This is a genomic window from Stenotrophomonas sp. STEN020 (assembly GCF_056760195.1).
Map to the genome: position 1 here is coordinate 1 of NZ_JBRREI010000047.1, position 19,606 is coordinate 19,606.

Here is a 19,606-nt window from a genome sequence, read left to right on the forward strand (position 1 = left end):
CCCCCCCCCCCCCCCCCCCCGCCGCCCCCCGCCGTCCCCCCCCCCCCCCCCCCCCCCCCCCCCCCCCCCCCCCCCCCCCCCCCCCCCCCCCCCCCCCCCCCCCCCCCCCCCCCCCCCCACTACGCTCCGTCCCTTTGCCGCAGGCAAGGGGAGGGCTGGGGAGGGGTGCTTTACCGCCGTTGACGTCGTAGTGGCTTCGCGGCTTACGCCGCTCCTACAAAGAAAAGCCTGCATACGCGCCAAGGCTTTATCGGTAGAGCCCCTGCCGAGCATGGCTCGGCACTACAAGGTCATGCCGCTGCATACGCGCCAGTACAGACGGGCGGGCGCTTTCGCGCTTATTATTCCGGCCTTCGATTGAAGCAGCAGAAGACCGCGTGACTGACTCCCGACTCGCTTTCGTATTCCCCGGCCAGGGCTCGCAATCCATTGGGATGTTGGCCGAACTGGCTGAACTGCATCCGCAGATCCGTGAAACCTTTGCCGAGGCCTCCGAAGGCGCGGGTGTCGATCTGTGGGCGCTGTCGCAGGGCGGCCCGGAAGAGCAGCTCAATCGCACCGAGTTCACCCAGCCGGCGCTGCTGGCAGCCAGCATCGCGGTATGTCGCCTGTGGAATGCACAGGGCGGCGCCAAGCCGGCGGTACTGGCCGGTCACAGCCTTGGCGAATACACCGCGCTGGTCGCTGCTGGCGCTCTTACGTTGCACGACGGCGCACATCTGGTGCGTCTGCGTGGTCAGTTGATGCAGGACGCAGCCCCGACCGGCGTTGGCGCAATGGCTGCCGTGCTCGGCGCCGAAGACGCGCTGGTGCTGGAAGTCTGCGCCGAAGCCGCGGGTAGCCAAGTCGTAGTGCCGGCCAATTTCAATTCGCCGGGTCAGATCGTGATCGGTGGCGACGCTGCTGCAGTCGACCGTGCCTTGGCGCTGTTGGCCGAGAAGGGCGTGCGCAAGGCGGTGAAGCTGGCCGTCAGCGTGCCGTCGCATACCCCGCTGATGCGCGAAGCGGCCAACCGTCTGGCTGCGGTGATGAACGGACTGGCGTGGCAGCAGCCGGCCTTGCCGGTGGTACAGAACGTGGACGCGCAGGTGCATGACGGCGTGGATGCCATCCGTCAGGCGCTGGTGCAGCAGCTGTACCAGCCGGTGCAGTGGACCGGCTGCGTGCAGGCGCTGGCCGCGCGCGGTATCACCCGCGTGGCCGAATGCGGCCCGGGCAAGGTGCTGACCGGTCTGGTCAAGCGCATCGACAAGAACATCGAAGGGCGTCCGCTCGCCACCCCGGCAGACTTTGCCGGTGCGCTGGAAGAGTGGGCAAACTGAGCAACCGATTGCGGCGCGGGCGCAACCTGCGCCGGGTCATGATGGGCGCTGCGCGTGCGCGGTGCCATGCACAAAAGGAACAGAAATGAGCAAGCCATTGCAGGGTGAAATCGCGCTGGTAACCGGCGCAAGCCGCGGTATCGGTGCCGCCATTGCCGACGAACTGGCCGCGCTGGGCGCGACCGTCATCGGCACCGCCACCACCGACAACGGCGCCGCCGCGATCGGCACGCGTCTGGCTGCACTCGGCGGCCACGGCCGCGCACTGAACGTGACCGAGCCGGGCGCGGTGGATGCGCTGATCGATGCGGTGAGCAAGGAATTCGGTGCCATCAGCATCCTGGTCAACAACGCCGGCATCACCCGCGACAACCTGCTGATGCGCATGAAGGACGAGGACTGGCAGGCCATCCTCGACACCAACCTGACCAGCGTGTATCGCACCTCCAAGGCGGTGATGCGCGGCATGATGAAGGCGCGCAAGGGCCGTATCATCAATATTGCTTCGGTCATTGGCGTCACCGGCAATGCCGGCCAGGCCAACTATGCCGCCGCCAAGGCTGGCATCATTGCGTTCTCCAAGTCGCTGGCCAAGGAAATCGGCAGCCGCGGCGTGACCGTCAACGTGGTCGCACCGGGCTTCATCGACACGGACATGACCAAGGATCTGCCCGAGGACGCCAAGGCGGCGATGCTCGGCCAGATCGCGCTGGGCCGCCTCGGCGAGCCGGCAGACATCGCAAAAGCGGTGGCGTTCCTGGCCGGTCCCTCGGCCAGCTACATCACCGGCGAAACCCTTCACGTGAACGGCGGTTTGTACATGCCGTAAGCGTGGTGTGCACGGACTGCACCCAAGTGGTTGATCGTCTAGGCTTTTTTGTTCAGAAACACCGCCGCGACGGTTTCCACTACACTATCCCACGGCCAGCCCTGGGGGCTGGCGTCTTTTGAACCACTACTCCATCTGGAGCGATATCCTAATGAGCACCATCGAAGAACGCGTCAAGAAGATTGTTATTGAGCAGCTTGGCGTCAAGGAAGAAGAAGTCACCACCAGCGCATCGTTCGTCGATGACCTGGGTGCAGACTCGCTGGACACCGTTGAGCTGGTGATGGCGCTGGAAGAAGAGTTCGAGTGCGAAATCCCGGACGAAGAGGCTGAGAAGATCGGCACCGTCCAGGCTGCCATCGACTACGTCAAGGCACACGTCAAGGCCTGATCCAGGTCTGACAAGGCGCGGTTGGCAAGCATGTCTGCCGCGTTGCAAACCCATGGGGCCGCTGATGCGGCCCTGTGCTTTTAAGCTTCAATCTCCCCGCGTGCGGGGCCAGGAGAATCCGCAATGAGTCGTCGCGTAGTTGTTACCGGCATGGGCATGGTGTCGCCGCTGGGCAATGATCTGGCCAGCAGTTGGGAAGGCATCATCAATGGCCGCTCGGGCATTGGCCCGTTGACGAATGTCATTGATGGCTACCTGGAGCGCTTCACCACCAAGATTGCAGGTGAGGTCAGGGATTTCGACATCACCGCCGACAACCCCTTGTTCGGCAAGTATCGGGTCAGTGGCAAGGATGCCAAGAAGATGGACCCGTTCATCCATTACGGCCTGGGTGCCGCCTTCATGGCGCTGCACGACTCCGGCCTGGAAATCACCGACGCCAACGCTGAGCGCATTGGCGCCATCGTCGGTGCCGGCATCGGCGGCCTGCTCGGCATCGAAGAGCAGACCATCGATTTCCACGAAGGCAAGAAGATCTCGCCGTTCTACGTGCCCAAGACCATCATCAACATGTTGCCGGGCCAGCTGAGCATCATCGCCGGGCTGAAGGGCCCGTCGTTCTCGGCCGTTTCCGCCTGCGCCACGTCCAACCATTCCATCGGTACGGCGATGCGCATGATCCAGTACGGCGATGCCGACGTGATGGTTGCCGGTGGTGCCGAGCGTGGTTCCTCGCCGACCGCACTGGGCGGCTTCTGTGCGATGAAGGCCATGTCCACCCGCAACGACGAACCGACCAAGGCCTCGCGTCCGTGGGACCAGGGCCGTGACGGCTTCGTGCTGGGTGACGGTGCCGGCATCCTGATCCTGGAAGAGTACGAGCACGCCAAGGCGCGCGGCGCGAAGATCTACTGCGAGCTGGCTGGCTTCGGCGCAAGCTCCGACGCGTACCACATGACCGCACCGAGCGAGAACGGCGAAGGCGCCGCCCGCTGCATGGTCGCGGCGATGAAGGACGCAGGCGTCACCCCGGAGCAGGTGGGCTACCTCAACGCACACGGCACCTCCACGCCGCTGGGCGACCTGGGCGAGACCATGGCGATGAAGACCGCCTTCGGCGAGCACGCCTACAAGATGCTGGTCAGCTCGACCAAGTCGATGACCGGTCACCTGTTGGGTGCAGCGGGCGGCGTGGAAGCGATCTTCTCGGTGATGGCGCTGAACACCGGCATCATCCCGCCGACGATCAACCTGGAAAACCCGAGCGAAGGCTGCGACCTGGACTACGTGCCGAATGTGGCCCGCAAGGCCGACGTGGACGTGGTGATGTCGAACGGCTTCGGCTTCGGCGGCACCAACGGCACGCTGGTGTTCAAGCGGATTTAAAGGCTCAAAGCCCCTCTCCCCTCGGGAGAGGGGTTGGGGTGAGGGTAAGGCCGAAGCAACAACGGTGACCGGCCGATTGGGCGCCGGCTCTTGGCAGTCAAACATCGCCAGCCACCCTCACCCTCATCCGCCCCTTCGGGGCACCTTCTCCCGGAGGGAGAAGGGCGCGCTCCTCCCTGACTTCTTCGGGCCCACGATGCACATCTTCCCCCTGCACGCCGACACCGACCTGCTGGCGCTGCATCGGCTCGCACCGCATCGCTATCCGGTCCTGCTTGAATCCACCGCTGCCGGCAAGCTCGGCCAGTGGGACATGCTGCTGATAGCCAACGGCAGCCAACTCCTGCTCAACCCCGACGGCAGCCTGCAGCGCGAAGACGGCAGCCCAGCCGAAGGCGACTTCCTCTCCGCACTCGATCGCGACTGGCAATCCCTGCGCCAAGCCCGCAAGCCGATGGAAGCGGACATCCCGTTCCGTGGCGGCTGGGCCTTGCTGCTCGACTACGAACTCGCACAGCAGATCGAACCCATCCTGCAGCTGCCACAACGCAGTGACGGCCTGCCAACCGCGATCGCACTACGCTGCCCAGCTGCGGTCCTGCGCGAGCGCGATAGCGGCCGCTGCATCGCCATCGCCGAAGACGACGCAGCAGACCTGCTCAGCCAGCTCCAGCACGATCAAAGCGAAGCCGCACAGCTGCCAGCCTTGCCGCAGTGGAACGGCCCCAGCGCCATCAACGAAGACGCAGGCGAGCGCTTCACCGACAGCGTGTACAAGGTCATCGACTATCTGCATGCCGGCGATGTCTTCCAGGTAAACCTGTCACGCCGCTGGCAGGCGCAGTTCGACGCGCCGCTTGCGCCCGAAGCGCTGTACGCACGCCTGCGCACCGCCAACCCCGCACCCTTCGCCGGCCTGTTCGCTGCCGCCGGTCGTGCCGTGGTCAGTTCCTCGCCGGAGCGCTTGGTCTCGGTCAGTGGCGATGTGGTGCAGACCCGTCCGATCGCTGGCACGCGCCCGCGCTTTGCAGGCGACGACGATGCCGCGCGCATCCAGGAACTGGTCGGCCATCCCAAGGAGCGCGCCGAGCACGTGATGCTGATCGACCTGGAGCGCAACGACCTGGGCCGCATCGCAGCGCCCGGCAGCGTCGAAGTCGATGAACTGATGATCGTGGAGAGCTACGCCCACGTGCACCACATCGTCAGCAACGTGCGCGCGCGCCTGCGCCCGGACGTCACCCCGGGCGAAGTGATCGCCGCGACGTTCCCCGGCGGCACCATCACCGGCTGCCCCAAGGTGCGCTGCATGGAGATCATCGCCGAGCTGGAACAGACCGCGCGCGGTGCCTATACCGGCGCCTTCGGCTGGCTGAACCGCGATGGCGACATGGACCTGAACATCCTGATCCGCACCGCGGAAGTGCAGGGCAGCACCGCCAGCTTCCGCACCGGCGCCGGCATCGTGGTGGATTCGGTGGCCGACAAGGAGTTGGACGAAACCCGGGCCAAGGCGCGCGGGCTGTTGCGTGCGCTCGATCCACAATGATGAACGCCGTTTTGGCTGGCGTTGCCGCCAGCGCGGTATCCTGCGCATCCACTATTTGAAGACGGGGTGACCATGGCGGGTGCCAAGCGCGGATGTCTGTTGGTGCTGGCGGTGTTGTTGCTGCTGGTCGCCTTGGCAGGCGCAGGTGCGGCCTGGTTGTGGCAGCGGCAGGGCAGCTTTGCCGATGCGCCGCTGACCCCATCCGAGCAGAGCGTCAGCATCGCCTCCGGTGATTCGCTCAACAGCGTGCTGCGCAAGCTGCGCGCGGCCGGTGTCGACGAAGGCGACGACCTGCAATGGCAGCTGCTGGCCCGCCAGCTCGACGCCGCCGGCAAGCTGAAGATCGGCGAGTACGCACTCGACCCGACGCTCACGCCGCGCCAACTGCTGTTGAACATGCGCCAGGGCAAAGTGCTGCAATACCGCGTCACCATCGTCGAAGGCTGGAACATTCGCCAGCTACGCGCCGCCCTGGCGCGTGCACAGCCGCTGCAGCACGAAACCACCGACCTGTCCGACGCCGAGCTGATGGCCAAGCTCGGCTTCGCCGACCAGCACCCGGAAGGCCGCTTCCTGCCGGAAACCTATATCTACCAGCGCGGCGACAGCGACGTGGACGTGCTCAACCGCGCCCATGCTGCGATGGAGAAGGAGCTGGCTGCCGCCTGGGCCGAGCGCAGCGACGACCTGCCGCTGAAGTCGCCTTACGAACTGCTGATCCTGGCCTCGATCATCGAGAAGGAAACTGGCCTGGCGAGTGAGCGCCCGCAGATTGCCGGCGTGTTTGCACGCCGCCTGAAAATGGGCATGCGCCTGCAGACCGACCCGACCGTGATCTACGGCATCGGCAGCGCCTACGACGGCAATATCCGTAAGGTGCACCTGACCACCGACACGCCGTACAACACCTATACCCGCGCCGGCCTCACGCCGACGCCGATCGCCATGCCGGGCCGCGACGCGCTGCATGCCGCCGCCAAGCCGGCACCGGGCGATGCGCTGTACTTCGTCGCTGTCGGCGATGGCAGTGGCGCGCACGTGTTCTCCGCCTCCTATACCGATCACAACACCGCCGTGGCCGAGTATTTGAAGCGGCTGCGCGCGAAGCGCAGCGAGGCCGCAGCGCAATGAGCGGCATGACCCGAATGATGTACAGGATGTCCCGATGAGCGAAGCATTGGCCCCTTGGCAGCAGCGCGTCTATGACCAGACCGTGGCCGCACTCGACGTGGGTCGGCTTGGTCACGGCCTGCTGCTGTGCGGCCCGGCCGGCATGGGCAAGCGCGCGGTGGCGATGCGGCTGGCCGCGCATGTGCTCAACCACGGCGAGGACGCGGCGGCACGCCAGCGCAACGCGCAGCTGCTTGCCGCCGGCACCCATCCGGACCTGCAGTTCACCAGCTTTATCCCCAACAAGACCGGCGACAAGCTGCGCACCGAGATCGTCATCGAGCAGGTGCGTGAGATCTCGCAGAAGCTGGCGTTGACCCCGCATTACGGCGTGGCCCAGGTAGTGATTGTTGATCCGGCCGACGCCATCAACCGCTCCGCCTGCAACGCCTTGCTGAAGACGCTGGAAGAGCCGTCACCCGGCCGCTACCTGTGGCTGCTCAGCGCCGATCCGGCGCGGCTGCCGCAGACCATCCGCAGCCGCTGCCAGCGGCTGGAATTCCGCATGCCACCGCGTGAGGAAGCCATGGCCTGGCTGCAGTCACGCGGCTATACCGAAGGTGTGGCGCGTGAAGCGCTGGATGCGACCCGTGGCCACCCGGCGTTGGCCGACCAATGGCTGCAAGGCGAGGGCATGGCCCTGCGCCGGCAGGTGGCCAGCGAGCTGGATCAGCTGCTGGCCGGCAAGCTGGGCAGCGTCGAGCTGGCCCAGCGCTGGACCGGCGACGACAACGCCGACCTGCGCCTGCGCCACGCCGCCGACCTGGCACTGAAGAAAGCGGCCGACGGCTTGACCGATCCGGCCCGATTGAACAAGCTGGCCGCCTGGTTTGATGCCGCCAATCGCACCCGCGACCTGCTGCGCACCACCATCCGCGCCGACCTGGCCGTGGTGGAGCTGCTGCTGGCATGGGGCGCGGCCAACCAAGTGCAATCCAAGGGGACTATTCGATGAGTGCGACGAACGCCCGCCAGGGCATCCTTTCGCTGGCGGTAAAGGACAAGGCAGCGCTGTACGGCGCCTACATGCCGTTCGTGAAGAACGGTGGCGTCTTCGTGCCCACGCCCAAGCGTTACTTCCTCGGCGACGAGGTATTCCTGCTGCTGACCCTGCCGGATTCCAGCGAGCGTCTGCCGGTGGCCGGCAAGGTGGTCTGGGTCACCCCGCTGGGCGCACAGGGCAACCGCCAGGCCGGCATCGGCGTGCAGCTGGCCGACGGCGCCGACGGCGAGGCCATCCGCAACAAGATCGAGACCCTGCTGGCCGGCACATCCAGCTCGGACAAGCCAACGCAGACGATGTGAAATCGTGTGAAGAAAGATGTTGACGTGCTCGCTCAGCCCCCTATAATGAGCGGCTCGCAACACGGGCGGTTAGCTCAGCGGTAGAGCATTGCCTTCACACGGCAAGGGTCACAGGTTCGATCCCTGTACCGCCCACCATATAAATCAGAGTGTTGCAGAAGAACCGGCGAAAGCCGGTTTTTTCGTAAGTGCAGGGTAAGTGCGGCTCTCGTTTGTTTAGTTTTGCCTGCGGGCATGACGCGTGATGCCAGAAATAGCTCTGTTGACGGCGCTCGAGCTCTCATTAAAACCGCCTTGGTTTCGATTGAGGAGGTTTTAGCAACTAGGGAGTTCTCTTAGCGCTCTTGAACAGGGGGCTTCTCGTTCCGGGTTGAAGGGACGGGGCATATTTACCTGTTCACCGTTGCGGTTCGAATGCGGGCTCAATATGCGAAGCGCGTTCTACATGCCATCATTCAAACCCACTCGTGGGGGGAGTGTGTAAGGTGACAAGCCAATGGCCTACCAAGTCTTGCGGTTGGCAAGAGCTCGCAAGCTTTGACGATTTGAATGCAATGACCGCGTACTGCGCCAATTTTGGTGTAGGGCGGGTGGGGGCTGTCGAAAAGGTTCGCCCATTGTCTGTCGGAGTTGGTCGGGGGCACGCCTTCAGCAATATTCATGGGTACGGTCCGTTTCCTCTCCACACCGACACGGCCTTTTGGTCAGTTCCAGCCCGCTTCGTACTAATGCAAGCGCAAACAGCGAGCTCGACACCGACAGTGATACTCGGCCCGGAGCACTTAGCTCGCGTCCTTTCGCATCCGTGCGCTTCGCGCGCGATATTTCGAAGCAGACGGGTAAAAGGCGCCATCTATTGCAGCCCCTTGTTGGATCTTTCTGTGCCCGGATCGGTTCGCTACGATCCAGCTCATATGGAGCCAGCCAACAATGCTGCGCGGGATTTCGTTGCGTTAGTTGAAGAGCAACGTTCTAGCAGTTCACTCATTTTCCATTGGACAGGCAGCAATGCCGTGCTGATCGACAATTGGCTATGCTTGCACGGACGTGAGGCTGTAGATGCTTCCGACAGCGAGAGATCGATCTTGAGAATTTACCTAGGTGGACGGCAATGAGTTGGGACAAAGATTCACTTTGGCGGAAATCTGTTCTCTTTCTGGATCGAGCCTTCAAAGAGGTTCGAGAGGGCGACGTTTTCCCCCTGTGGGCATCTATGGGGCTGGAGCTACTATGTCGAGCTGCCGTCGCCAATGTAAGCCCTCTCCTGCTCGCGGAACCAGAGAAGGATCAGAGGCATGTGCTTCATGTTCTCGGATATGGAACCGCAAACCCTAAGTCAGTGAACATGACGCAAGTACTTGGCCTCTGCAAAGTGCTAATTGCAAAGTTCACGGACGAAGAGGTGAGAATTGCTCAATCACTTAGTGGACGGAGGAATGAAGAGTTGCATACGGGTTCTGCGGCTTTCGCTACTTTTCCAGTCCAGGATTGGCTTCCCGGATTCTTCCGTACCTGCTCTATCCTCGCAGATTCGTTGGGCTACACACTCGGTGATTTACTCGGACCTGAAGAAGCGAATGCAGCTAATGCGACTCTAGGTGAAGCGGAGAAAAGCCTCGTTAATGCAGTGAAGGGGGAGATTCACGCGCACTCAACGGCGTTCCTTGCTAGGCCGGAGGCAGAGCGCGCGGAACTTGTCGAGAAGGCGCGGGTTTCAGGTGATGAATTGGCGCATCAGCGACACCATAGGGTTGAGTGTCCTGCTTGTAAATCAGTGGCCACAGTCCAAGGGGATGACGTTGGTAAACAGCAAGTAGAGCATGGTGACGGCAGCATTACTGTTAGGCAGACCGTTCTTCCAACACGGTTTGTGTGCTCTGCATGCGGACTTCGGCTCGTTGGATACCAAGCCTTGCGCGCTGCGGGGGTTGCAGATCACTTCACTAGGAGATCCGAGTTTAGTCCAAGTGAATATTATGAACTGATTGACCCGGATGACAGCTCTGCAATGGATGCCTACATGCGAGAGTATGCGGAGCAACATGACTACTATCAGTTCAACAATGATTGACGCGATAGTAGTCCATCGTTTCGAAACGCCTCCCCTGTTGCTTCCCTTGACCTTTTGGGTGGCGGGCTCATGTACGTTGGCTTGATTGGTGTTCGCTTGAGCTCCGAAGTGGTGAGCCTTGGGGGGGGAGTGAATCTTCGTGCCGCATATGCACATCGATTCCAGGTGGCCAATTTCGCATTCGCGCCGCCGCTCAAAGCTGGGGCTCATCATCCTGGGCCGTGGATGAGCTTTCCATTGGCCGGCGGTGGAGACGTGCTGGCTGAGCTTGTCGTGCCTGACGGATTGGCAGAAACCCAAGACGAGCACCAAATGATCGCCATGACTATCGTGACGTTGCTCAGGCTTTGGTGTGATCCAGATATCGAAGTTGCATTTGAGTCCCTAGTCGCGACCGCTGAACTAGCTGCCAAAGCGAAACCTGGCGATTTGAGAGTCATTCAAAGCCGGTCAAGGGCAGTTCGATTCGCTATTGATAGATCTGATTCGCTCCAATTTTCGTCCGGTAGCACCAGCTGGGTCGCAGATCATTGGCCTGCTGCCGTGCGGCTTCGAACGCAGGCGCCCGAGTTCTCGCTTCTGTTGGAGACTTTCGAGACCGCACAGATCATGCCGAGTAAGGCAATGATGCTCGTCTCCATGTGGGGGGCCCTAGAGGCAGTTTTCACCGCTGAGAAATCGGAGCTTCGGTTTCGCGTATCTTGCAACGTAGCCGCATATCTTGAGGAAGTCGGCGATGAGCGGGCGGCGCTACAGAAGAGGGTGCTCAAGCTGTATGACGCTCGTTCCGCAGCTGCACACGGTAGCAACAGATTCTCCGACGAGGCTTTGCTGGCCACGGTTGATTTATATAGGCGGGTTCTTTTCCGAATTATTGAAAGCGGATCGGTTCCTGATAGGGAATTTCTAGAACGTCGATTGTTTGGAGGGTGAGTTCAGGTGCTTCTGCTCTTCTGCTAGTGGAAGAACTTGTCGTCCGGATCTTCAGCGACATCCGGATGGTCGACCTTCGACTCATCAGTGGGCGTGGCACCGAGCTTAGACAGCATCGCGCTGAGCGCGTGCATGGCCGAGACTCCCATTTTCTCGTCGGTTTCCATTCTTGCGGCCAACATGCTCACCTGACGCAGTAGCAGACGGTGCGAGGCGTTGAGCCAAGGCATGTTCTCGACGCATTCCTTCCAAACCTTCGCCTGGGCGGGCGTCATTCCCTTGTAGGGCGAGCCGATGGGACGGGCGTTGGTGGGTTCTTTGCGGCCATTGTATCTGCCCGGATCTTTCAGCGTTGCGCCGGATACTCTGGCTTTCTTGGTGGGTGTTCGTGGCTTGGCCATGGTTGCTCCAGGACCCAGGGGGTCGTATTTCCAATTGCGGATGCGCGAAGAAAGGAGGGCGCACGTGTCGGGAGGCGAACCCCCTCAGACTTTCGACTCCCCCTGGCCTGCGTGGAGTGACGAGGAAGGCCCGTTGCCGGGCCTGCTCGGTGCGATCAACGCCTAAGAGATCGCCTCGCACTGCCGGTGTTGTTGTGGACACCGCCGGCTGGTCCAGACTCACTCAGGGTGCAGCAGGACGGACGCCAGTGATGACAGTGAACTGCTGCGGGTAGTTGATGACCACGTCGGCGCGCATGTGGCACAAGAAGCCGATCTCGCCGGTCTTGGCGTAGGCCTCGCGCAGCAGCTGGATGGACAGCGACTCGCGCATCAGGAAGTACAGGCCACTGAAGTCGCCCGTGAAGATCTCGCTGGCGTCGGCTGCGCTACCAACCTCAACATCAGTCGGCAGCTGGCTGGTCGGGATGAACGGCAGGCTGGCGATGAGGCGCGGACGTTGCAGCGGCTGGCCGGTCGTGTCGGTCAGGCCTTCGAAGTCCAGGAGCGTGCGGCCCGCCATGATGGCGGCGGTGGGTACCGGAGCGTTCTGGTCCACGCTCTTGCCGTATGCGCTCAGCAGCGGGCGGTAGCTTGCCAAGGCCGCGCCGTTCGCACCCAGCTCCACCACATTGATGCCGGCGGTATTGCGCAGGCCACGCGGCTCGGGGGCAGTGCCAGAGCCCAGCAGGCCCACGCGGTCCAGCTCCTTGGCGAAGGCCTGGGCAATCACCTGGCGCAGCGCGCGGTCCACGTCCGAGCCATCGGCCAGCAGCTCACGCGAGACGCGCACGATGCATGCGAGGCTGCGCGGTACGGACTGGACGGAGCGAAGGGTGGGCTGCGCCTCTCCAATCTCGCCGAGCTCAGCGCGCCAGCTTGCGGTCGGGATCGTGTCGATTGCAGCGGTGGCAACCGACTTCGCACCAAAGTCCATGGGCACGATGCCTGCACCCGCCTGCAGCAGCGACGATGCCGGAACCAAGGCGGAGAGGATGCCGGGCATCACCACGTTCGGTACGGCATAGCCGCCTGCGCTGTCCGTGCCAACCACCAGGGCAGCCTTTACTTCATCACTGCTGCTCATGCCAGCAACGCCGCGCATGAAGTCACTGAGTGTGGTGTCGCCGTTGCGCTGCGATTCGTTGCCATCACGGCGGCTGGCGTAGTGAGCCCTGAAGTCGGCAGGGGTACGCAGCACCTTGATGCCAGCACCGTCCAGGTCAGCGGCAGGCTGATCAGCGCCAACACCGTTCATCTGGAAAGCGGCCAACGCGGTGGCGTTCTCGTCCACCTGCTTCAGAACTGCGGCCACCTCGGCGGAGTGCTTTGCCTTGAACTGATCGAAGGCGGCGTTCAATTGGCCCACGACGGCGGCTACGTCAGCTGATTCGGTCTCTGCTCGCACGGTCTGGAGGCCGCGGGCGATCTTGGTTTGCTTGGTCATACTGGGCTCCTGTGTAGGAGCTCAGTCTCCTTTTCAGCGCGCGAGCCCACCATTAGGCAGAGTGGGGTTGCATGGGGTTGCATTGCTCGACTTACTGCCGGTGTGATTCAAGCCAGCGCGCGGCATCGCTCAGACGATAGGTGATCTTGTGACGGCCACCGCCGAGCGAGAAGCTGTCGGGCGCTGTGCCTTCCCTGCGCTTGTTTGCCAGCGTGCCAGGCGAGATGCCGATCAACTTGGCGAGGTCCGCTTCTCCAATCCTTCCATCGGCGCTAAGCCACATGCCTTGCTGCTCCGCCTGCTGACGAAGCTGTGCAGCTGTTGCATCGGCACGGCCATCCATCGCCGCCCACAAGCTGTCCAAGCTGCGGGCCAGTTGGTTACGGGGTTTCAATCGATTGCTCCAAGTGAGTGCCGTTCGCCTGCAACGGTCCCGGAAACGGAACAGTTCCAGTTATGGGCTGGTTACTGGTGAGAGTGCTAGCAGCAACCAGCCGCAGTGCCAGAAAGTGCCATTGGCAGGTTTGGGCAGAGCTAGCCTCTGCTGTTGGGCGAGTGGTGCGGTGATGCTTGAAAGCGGTGAAGCAGAGCAACAGCCCAAGCGTCCGCTGCGCTCCCGCTTGGTAGATATATATAAAGGGGCCCCCATACGGGGCCAAAGAAATGCCCATTCGTGCTCCTTATGGCCCCGCATGGGGGCCAAAACCCACTTAACCCGGTCTTTTTGGCCCCGTATGGGGGCCGATAATTTCGGATTGGGGGCCAAAGATCGTGATTCCTGCATTGGTCGTTTGGCCCCTGCTGGGGGCCAACGGTTCTATTTTTCTCCAATCGTTTCGAGCAGGACCTGGGCCAATCTCGAGCCCTTGGCCGGGGCACTCATCGATGGGATACCAGGTGATCGCGTAGAGGTTGCATAGCTTCTTGATGCCATGCCGGGTTTTGACGATGAATCCTGCTTCCAGAAGCAGAGTGGTTAGCTCGTGGAGCTTGCTGGGAGTGCAGACACCAAGCTCCTTCACCATGTTCTTGGTAGCGCTCAGGTTGCCGTTGTTGCTGCCGTTGTACTGCCCGGCAATGAACATCAGCAGTGAGTGCGCTTTGCCAACAGCGTAGAACTGAGGGGAGCGCAGCATGTAGTGAGGCATCATGATGAAGGAGTGCCCACCGCCGCGCCCCGTCAGCTTTCGTCGCTTCCGCTCCGGTATGCGCGTGCTGTGGGTCACTTGGTTTGCTGCTCCAAGCGGTTCGCATGATCTTCCATAGCGTCACGGCTTGGAAAAATCTCTCCCATGAGGGTGCAGGCCATCGTGGTGAGGATGGCTGCTGCTTCATTGATCGCAGCAACGTCTTCATCAGCTTCCGTGATGCGCATTCCTGCGCGATTGAGTGCTCCGGATAGGCGGAGTAGCTCCATTACATGCGCCGCTTGGAAGTCCGGCTCCCAGCCCAGATAGACGTGAAGGGGTTGATTGTTGCTCACCGGACGTTCTCCACGATCTGAGCCACAGCAGCGCGCCAAGTCGCGCCAGCGCGCGCCGCGCGAGTGAGTACCCATTCCCTTACCTTGGCCTCGGTGGCTCCCCTGCGATGCTGCAGGGCGCAGGAGCCGCACAGCACGTAGGGCAGGGAGCACCAGCCAAACTCTCGCTCTACACGGTGGAATGAGCCGTACACGGGTTGCAGGGGCTTCCCGCAGCAGTCACAGGCGATTGGGTCGGGCCGGGCAGCGCGCGCGCTCATGACACGCCCCTTACGCAGCACACGGTTTTGACCTCGCCCAGGACTACCAGCTCATCGAACTCAACGAAGAAGCCCAGGTCGCGGTTGCTGGTGGTGAACACGTAGAAGGATGGGCGCCCGTTCTTGCCGGGCCTCACCTGGACGCGGCGGACGATCTGGCGGCCTTGGAACTGGATCACGTACACGCCGTCCCAGCGGCAGCGCACCACGCTGAGATCCACTTTCAGCACGTCGCCTATTCCGAAGGTCGGCGCGTTGAGGTTGTCGCGGACGAGTACGTACGCCTGACCCGCTGGTGGTGGCGTCAGGACTGGCGACGGGTAGCTCTCTATCTGAGGCTGTGCCTGTATCAGGGCGCTCATGCCTGCCACCCCAGCTGTGCTTTTACCGCGTCCTGCCACTGCTGACCGAACCGGCCAGCGCGCGTGACTATCCAACGGATACGCAGGTAACGCGGTTCACCGTCTGGGTAGTTGGATGCACAGCTGCGGCAGACGTAGGAGGGCAGCTCCCCGAACTCAAAGCGGGAGGTGGTGCGGGCCAGGTCGAAGTACCCGGCAGGTTTGTTGCAGCAGTCGCAGGCCTGCGGGTCGTGGCGCGTGGGACGGCTGGCGTAGGTGTTCCCTGACACGGCGGGCAAGGGTTGCCCGATGGCGCTCGGGCCGGCGTGGTGTACGATTAGATTCATGGTCAGAGCGTTCCTTGGAAGGGTTCGGTCTTGGCTTCTACGGCTCGGGCGGCTGCAACCGCTCGGGCCGTTTCCTTTTCAGGTACAGGGGACATAGGTTTCCCCTCAGGCGGCGGCGCCGCTGGTTGCTTCTTTCTCACGGGCATCGATGAACTCGCGCAGCGCGCGGGCCGACACCATGCGACGTTTGCCCACCTTGAAGGTGCTTAACAGACCGGCATTCATGGCGCGGTATAGGGCATTGCGATTGAGGCCGGTTACGGCACAGGCTTCATCGGTGGTGTAGCTGAGGCGTTCACGGGTGTCTTTCATTGCTTGCTCCGGAAAATGGACCAAAGTGGTCCGTTGAGCGCAGTGGACCACAGTGGTCCGTTGCGGTCAAGGACCACTCTGGTCCAATATGCCTCGCATGAACTCTCCCGATACCCAATTCAAGCTGCGGTTGCCAGCTGACCTGAAACAAAAGCTTGAGCGTGAGTCAGAGTTGGCTGGCAGATCGCTGTCAGCCGAAATCGTTCATAGGCTGGAATCTTCGTTCTCGGCTGCTTCGGCCGCACCAGGGGCCATGGGTCTGCGCGCTGAAATCGCTGTCCGGCGCGAGTTGGCTAATTCCACTGTGGCTATGCTCAGTCGCGCATGCGCAGAGTTAGTAGAGCGACGTGACAAAGGCGGAACTGGAATGTATCCAAGACAAGCCGCTGGCCGCACAGTGGAGGAAGCATTGGCAGACGCCGAGGACGCAAGGGACATGTTTCAGCGGATAGTCGATGCTGCGACCCTTCTGTTATCCGAACTCTCTATTGCTGAGGCGAAGGGGGAAATGGTCGACTTAGACGAAATCAGGGGGCGAGCGAAGGCTTGGGGTGTCCTGCACTAAGTCTAGAGAAATTCGACCTGCGCCAATTTTTCGCGCGCTGCGCCTTGCACCAGGTGGCCGTAGTGTTTCTCGATCATCGCCAGTGATGTGCCTGCCAGCTTCGCCACGGTCAGTAGATCCATACCGCCCACAATGGCGTCGGTGATCCAACAGTGGCGCAGCGTATACAGCGTGACGCCTTCTGGCAGCGCAGCGCGCGCTGCAGCGGCCCGCACAGGTTCGCTCCAGGCATCCGCCGTCCAGGCCTTCTTACCGTCCTGGGTGAACAGGTGCGCTTTCGGGAGCTTTCCCTTAGCCAATCGGTCGAACAAGCCGCTGGCAGACGGGGAGAGCGGAATTTTGCGGTCGTGGTCCTTGCTGCGGAATCGAACGCTGGCCGTGCGGCCGTCGTAGTCGGAGCGCAGGCACAGGGCAGGATCACCTGGACGGCAGCCCGTCAGGGCCACGCACTCGATCAGGTCGCGCACAGGACCATCAGCGGCCTCCAGCAGCGCGCGACGCTGTTCCCGTTCAAGGTACAGGCCCCGGCGTTGGCTGCCGTCCTTTAAGGGTTTCACCGCGTTCCACTCAAACGCCACGTCGGGAGACGCTTTGCGGCGGGCTACAGCGTGATTCAGGGCGGCCACCAGCACTGTGCGCATCCGGTTGACACTGGACTTGGCCAACGGCTTCGCTACAGGTGGTCGACCACGCTTCGTGGGCAGGGGAGGGAGCTCGCCTTTCTCCACGCGATCGCGCCAGGCCTCGATGTGGTCCTGGTGCAGATCCTTGAGCCGGACCTTGCCCAGCTTGTCCCCGTAGAGGCACCGTTCAAACCTGCGGCTGGCGTCATCCGAGGCGGCCTTGCGCCCGTCCTTGGCGAGGTCAGTCACGTAGTCGCGGCAGGCATCGGCAACGGTGGTGTCAGCCTTGGGTTTGGATACGGCGACAGGTGCGCCGTGCTGGACAGCCTCAGATAGCGCCAGCAGGGCGGCAGCGCGCGCTCCGGCCAAAGTCATCACCGGGTGCTTGCCGAGCGTCCGGCGCTTTCCACGGCCCCAGGTCACGATGTAGGACTTCACGCCGGATGGCTGGACCCGCAGCAGCAGGCCTTTCATCTCGCTGTCGCTGATCTCGTAGGGCTTTTCGGCAGGCGCCGCCAGCTCAACGGCGCGGATTGTCAGCTTGGTTCCCATTGATCCGTAAGTGCGTGGTAAGTGCAAATTGCAGTGTGCGGCGAAATCCAACGAGACGCAACGGCACTTAAAAACAAAGGGTTACGGGTGAATCCCTTGTGGCGCAAGGGCGTTTCTTATCCTTCACACGGCAAGGGTCACAGGTTCGATCCCTGTACCGCCCACCATAAAAATTTGAATATTGCAGACAAAACCGGCGAAAGCCGGTTTTTTTCGTGTGTAGTAAATTCATTGGGGAAGGGAAGGGGCTCCGGTGGCGTGAAACCTGATAGGGCTCCCATTGCCTCGAGTGAGCTTGTATTCTCCGAAGACACAGCCGATAGGGGGGGGTATGTCAGATAAATTTTTGAGCAAGCTGATCGAAATTCCAGGAAAACTGAAGATTTCGGGATTTGCTGAGCTAGCTTTGGGTGTTGCCGTGGTTGCGATTGGCGTTGGAGCATCTAAGTTCCTATCCCGCTCTTCTGCAAAGATCAAGGGAAGGCCCAAAGTGACCATCAACGGTTTTCAAGCTGGTAGTGCTTCGGACAAAAAGAAGCGCTAACTTCTGCCGAATATTTCCACCTGCAATCTGTCCGTGTCGCAGTCAGGACCATTGCCCTATAGGAAATAGTGGCTGGAGGGCGATGAGGGGGCGCAATATTTAATCAAGCCGACTCCAGCTTCGTGAGTCTGCTCGGCTCGGAACTCTGAATGCTATGAAAGAGATGGAAGTGACCTGGCAAGTCCGAGATACGGCTGTTGAGAAGCCGGTAAAGATTCCTTGCATCGAATGTGGTCATCAGACCAAGCATCGGATCGCTACTTCGTTTGATTGCCATGGAAGTAATGAGTATGTTGAATACTGGACAAGCTACCAGGTAGCCCAATGTATGGGGTGTGAGGCTATTACTTTTCTGACTCTGAGTAGTCACTCTGAGGATTGGGATGAGAATAGTAAAGGTGAAATATATCTTCCGGTGAGTGTTGTATATTTTCCAAGAAGGTCAGCCGGGAGGACGGAGCTAGAGGATTTTCATTTGCTCCCGGCTCAGCTTCAAAGGATCTACGGTGAGACTCTCAACGCTCTCAATAATGATCAGTTGATTTTGTCTGGTATCGGGATTCGTGCATTAATAGAGATGATTTGCAAGGAAAAGAGTGCGTCTGGGTCCAATCTTCAGCAAAAAATTGACTGGCTAGTGGCTAAGAATATTCTGACGGAAAACGATGCGCGGATACTGCATATGATACGCACTCTTGGAAACTCCGCCGCTCACGAAGCTATTCCTCACGATTCGGGTCAGCTCTCTTTAGCGTTGGATATATGTGAGCACTTGCTTAAGGGTGTTTATCTAATACCAATGTATGTGAAACGCAAGCTATAGGGGGGCTGTTTCAAGTGGGCCTAGATATCTTTTGGGTGCCTTAGCTCGGGTTGGCTCTGCGGCCCATAGAGGTTCAGGCTGGTGGCCTTTCAGGTAGAAACAGCGATCAGCAGAAATAGCGGGCAGAGTAAGGTTTTTGCTGACAGAGGCTCTTGTACTGGGATATGACGGCGACTTGGTTCATTCAGGGATCCGTATTCGTGAAAACTCCCGGCCAAATGCTGGCCATCTCAATCAAGAAGATCCTGTTGCCAGAGATCCGCCGGCTTGGGTTCGGCGGCAGCGGCGTAGCAAACTTCGCTCGCTCCAGTGACGTTCACCGCGACTTCCTGTCGATCCAGTACTGGACGTATGGCGGCAGCTTCATCCTGGAGTTCAGCCGCGTTCCGGCGACTTGGGTTGACCCTGATTCGGGAGAAGTGCCAAAGAGGGTGTTCGAGACCGATCCGCTGCTTAGAAAGCGCTTGATCGATACGGAGCAGCACAAAGACTTTCGCGGTTTTTCGTTCAAGGCGTTCGGTAGCGAGCAAAGTCAGTACGACCAGTTGGCGGCTTCGGTTGTGGCATTGTTGCCGCAGGTTGAGGCTTGGCTGGAGAGCGGGATTAAGGGGCCGAATATTAATGAGATCCGGTCGCGCCAGTCTGTTCTGTTGGCGGGCCGTACTGCCTGAAATCCATTGGCCGCTTCAGGCCGTTGTGTAGCCCGGGTAAGCGCAGCGCACCCGGGAGGTTGGGTCTCTTGGTGTTTCAGTTTGCTCGCGGACGGCCCCGGGTGCGCTGCGCTTACCCGGGCTACGTTTATGCCGGGCTGCGGCGGTTATCTGACTGTCTGCTTGGCTGGCCCGTCTAAATGAACGGCATTGCGCTTCAACCGGCTTTTTAACCGTTTCACTCCGCTTTCCGCGCCTGGCAG

Annotated in this window: 23 protein-coding genes and 1 tRNA gene; 15 read left to right on the plus strand and 9 right to left on the minus strand. The window is 61.2% G+C overall.

Annotated elements, in window-relative coordinates:
* Positions 1-377: 377 nt before the first annotated feature.
* From fabD to ACVOLZ_RS17010, 11 genes are all read left to right on the plus strand, one after another.
* Entirely contained in the window at positions 378-1,322 is a 945-nt protein-coding gene (gene fabD, locus ACVOLZ_RS16960; RefSeq protein WP_481517135.1) for an ACP S-malonyltransferase, read from the plus strand.
* Between the two features lie 85 nt (positions 1,323-1,407).
* On the plus strand, positions 1,408-2,151 hold the full coding sequence (gene fabG / locus ACVOLZ_RS16965; protein WP_346499673.1) for a 3-oxoacyl-ACP reductase FabG: 744 nt from the start codon (positions 1,408-1,410) through the stop codon (positions 2,149-2,151).
* A gap of 151 nt (positions 2,152-2,302) precedes the next feature.
* Positions 2,303-2,542, plus strand: coding sequence for an acyl carrier protein (acpP, locus tag ACVOLZ_RS16970; RefSeq protein ID WP_481517136.1), 240 nt, complete (start codon positions 2,303-2,305; stop codon positions 2,540-2,542).
* Between the two features lie 123 nt (positions 2,543-2,665).
* Complete coding sequence (gene fabF / locus ACVOLZ_RS16975; RefSeq protein ID WP_481517137.1) at positions 2,666-3,928, plus strand: beta-ketoacyl-ACP synthase II; 1,263 nt, start codon at positions 2,666-2,668, stop codon at positions 3,926-3,928.
* Positions 3,929-4,124: 196 nt separating this feature from the next.
* Entirely contained in the window at positions 4,125-5,477 is a 1,353-nt protein-coding gene (locus ACVOLZ_RS16980) for an aminodeoxychorismate synthase component I (RefSeq protein ID WP_481517138.1), read from the plus strand.
* Between the two features lie 72 nt (positions 5,478-5,549).
* Positions 5,550-6,608, plus strand: a complete 1,059-nt coding sequence (mltG, locus tag ACVOLZ_RS16985) for an endolytic transglycosylase MltG (RefSeq protein ID WP_481517139.1) — start codon at positions 5,550-5,552, stop codon at positions 6,606-6,608.
* Positions 6,609-6,642: 34 nt separating this feature from the next.
* Positions 6,643-7,602, plus strand: coding sequence for a DNA polymerase III subunit delta' (locus tag ACVOLZ_RS16990; RefSeq protein ID WP_481517140.1), 960 nt, complete (start codon positions 6,643-6,645; stop codon positions 7,600-7,602).
* Entirely contained in the window at positions 7,599-7,952 is a 354-nt protein-coding gene (locus tag ACVOLZ_RS16995; RefSeq protein WP_282268537.1) for a PilZ domain-containing protein, read from the plus strand. The genes ACVOLZ_RS16990 and ACVOLZ_RS16995 overlap by 4 nt, the downstream gene beginning before the upstream one ends.
* Before the next feature lie 63 nt (positions 7,953-8,015).
* A tRNA-Val gene (locus tag ACVOLZ_RS17000) sits at positions 8,016-8,090 on the plus strand.
* Between the two features lie 973 nt (positions 8,091-9,063).
* Complete coding sequence (locus ACVOLZ_RS17005) at positions 9,064-10,023, plus strand: hypothetical protein (protein ID WP_481517141.1); 960 nt, start codon at positions 9,064-9,066, stop codon at positions 10,021-10,023.
* A gap of 69 nt (positions 10,024-10,092) precedes the next feature.
* Positions 10,093-10,956: a hypothetical protein gene (locus ACVOLZ_RS17010; RefSeq protein WP_481517142.1), complete on the plus strand. Its 864-nt coding sequence runs from the start codon at positions 10,093-10,095 to the stop codon at positions 10,954-10,956.
* 23 nt (positions 10,957-10,979) lie between these two features.
* Here the strand turns inward: ACVOLZ_RS17010 and ACVOLZ_RS17015 are convergent, their stop codons facing one another.
* The 8 genes from ACVOLZ_RS17015 to ACVOLZ_RS17050 all read right to left on the minus strand — a co-directional run bounded on the left by ACVOLZ_RS17015 (position 10,980) and on the right by ACVOLZ_RS17050 (position 15,586).
* A complete protein-coding gene (locus ACVOLZ_RS17015; protein WP_481517143.1) occupies positions 10,980-11,357 on the minus strand; it encodes a hypothetical protein in 378 nt (125 codons plus the stop codon).
* Positions 11,358-11,580: 223 nt separating this feature from the next.
* On the minus strand, positions 11,581-12,843 hold the full coding sequence (locus ACVOLZ_RS17020) for a phage major capsid protein (RefSeq protein ID WP_481517144.1): 1,263 nt from the start codon (positions 12,841-12,843) through the stop codon (positions 11,581-11,583).
* 91 nt (positions 12,844-12,934) lie between these two features.
* Positions 12,935-13,237 carry a helix-turn-helix transcriptional regulator gene (locus ACVOLZ_RS17025; RefSeq protein WP_481517145.1) on the minus strand — a complete coding sequence of 101 codons (303 nt, stop codon included), beginning with the start codon at positions 13,235-13,237 and terminating at the stop codon, positions 12,935-12,937.
* Between the two features lie 316 nt (positions 13,238-13,553).
* A complete protein-coding gene (locus ACVOLZ_RS17030) occupies positions 13,554-14,069 on the minus strand; it encodes a hypothetical protein (RefSeq protein WP_481517146.1) in 516 nt (171 codons plus the stop codon).
* Positions 14,066-14,326 carry a hypothetical protein gene (locus ACVOLZ_RS17035; protein WP_481517147.1) on the minus strand — a complete coding sequence of 87 codons (261 nt, stop codon included), beginning with the start codon at positions 14,324-14,326 and terminating at the stop codon, positions 14,066-14,068. The genes ACVOLZ_RS17030 and ACVOLZ_RS17035 overlap by 4 nt, the downstream gene beginning before the upstream one ends.
* Positions 14,327-14,582: 256 nt before the next feature.
* Positions 14,583-14,948 (minus strand): hypothetical protein, encoded by a 366-nt coding sequence (locus tag ACVOLZ_RS17040; RefSeq protein WP_481517148.1) that lies wholly within the window; start codon positions 14,946-14,948, stop codon positions 14,583-14,585.
* On the minus strand, positions 14,945-15,274 hold the full coding sequence (locus ACVOLZ_RS17045) for a hypothetical protein (RefSeq protein ID WP_481517149.1): 330 nt from the start codon (positions 15,272-15,274) through the stop codon (positions 14,945-14,947). The genes ACVOLZ_RS17040 and ACVOLZ_RS17045 overlap by 4 nt, the downstream gene beginning before the upstream one ends.
* 105 nt (positions 15,275-15,379) lie before the next feature.
* Entirely contained in the window at positions 15,380-15,586 is a 207-nt protein-coding gene (locus tag ACVOLZ_RS17050; protein ID WP_481517150.1) for a helix-turn-helix domain-containing protein, read from the minus strand.
* Between the two features lie 97 nt (positions 15,587-15,683).
* Between ACVOLZ_RS17050 and ACVOLZ_RS17055 the strand changes: the two genes are divergently transcribed.
* Positions 15,684-16,151 carry an Arc family DNA-binding protein gene (locus ACVOLZ_RS17055; protein ID WP_481517151.1) on the plus strand — a complete coding sequence of 156 codons (468 nt, stop codon included), beginning with the start codon at positions 15,684-15,686 and terminating at the stop codon, positions 16,149-16,151.
* Between the two features lie 2 nt (positions 16,152-16,153).
* On the opposite strand, the gene ACVOLZ_RS17060 is transcribed toward ACVOLZ_RS17055, so the two are convergent.
* Entirely contained in the window at positions 16,154-17,326 is a 1,173-nt protein-coding gene (locus tag ACVOLZ_RS17060; protein ID WP_481517152.1) for an integrase arm-type DNA-binding domain-containing protein, read from the minus strand.
* A 331-nt stretch (positions 17,327-17,657) separates the two neighbouring features.
* Here ACVOLZ_RS17060 and ACVOLZ_RS17065 point away from each other — a divergent pair, with 331 nt between their 5' ends.
* The 3 genes from ACVOLZ_RS17065 (at position 17,658) to ACVOLZ_RS17075 (ending at position 19,364) form a co-directional block, all read left to right on the plus strand.
* A complete protein-coding gene (locus tag ACVOLZ_RS17065) occupies positions 17,658-17,870 on the plus strand; it encodes a hypothetical protein (protein WP_481517153.1) in 213 nt (70 codons plus the stop codon).
* A gap of 154 nt (positions 17,871-18,024) precedes the next feature.
* Positions 18,025-18,693, plus strand: coding sequence for a DUF4145 domain-containing protein (locus ACVOLZ_RS17070; protein WP_481517154.1), 669 nt, complete (start codon positions 18,025-18,027; stop codon positions 18,691-18,693).
* Positions 18,694-18,857: 164 nt separating this feature from the next.
* Positions 18,858-19,364, plus strand: coding sequence for a hypothetical protein (locus tag ACVOLZ_RS17075; protein WP_481517155.1), 507 nt, complete (start codon positions 18,858-18,860; stop codon positions 19,362-19,364).
* Positions 19,365-19,606: the final 242 nt, after the last annotated feature.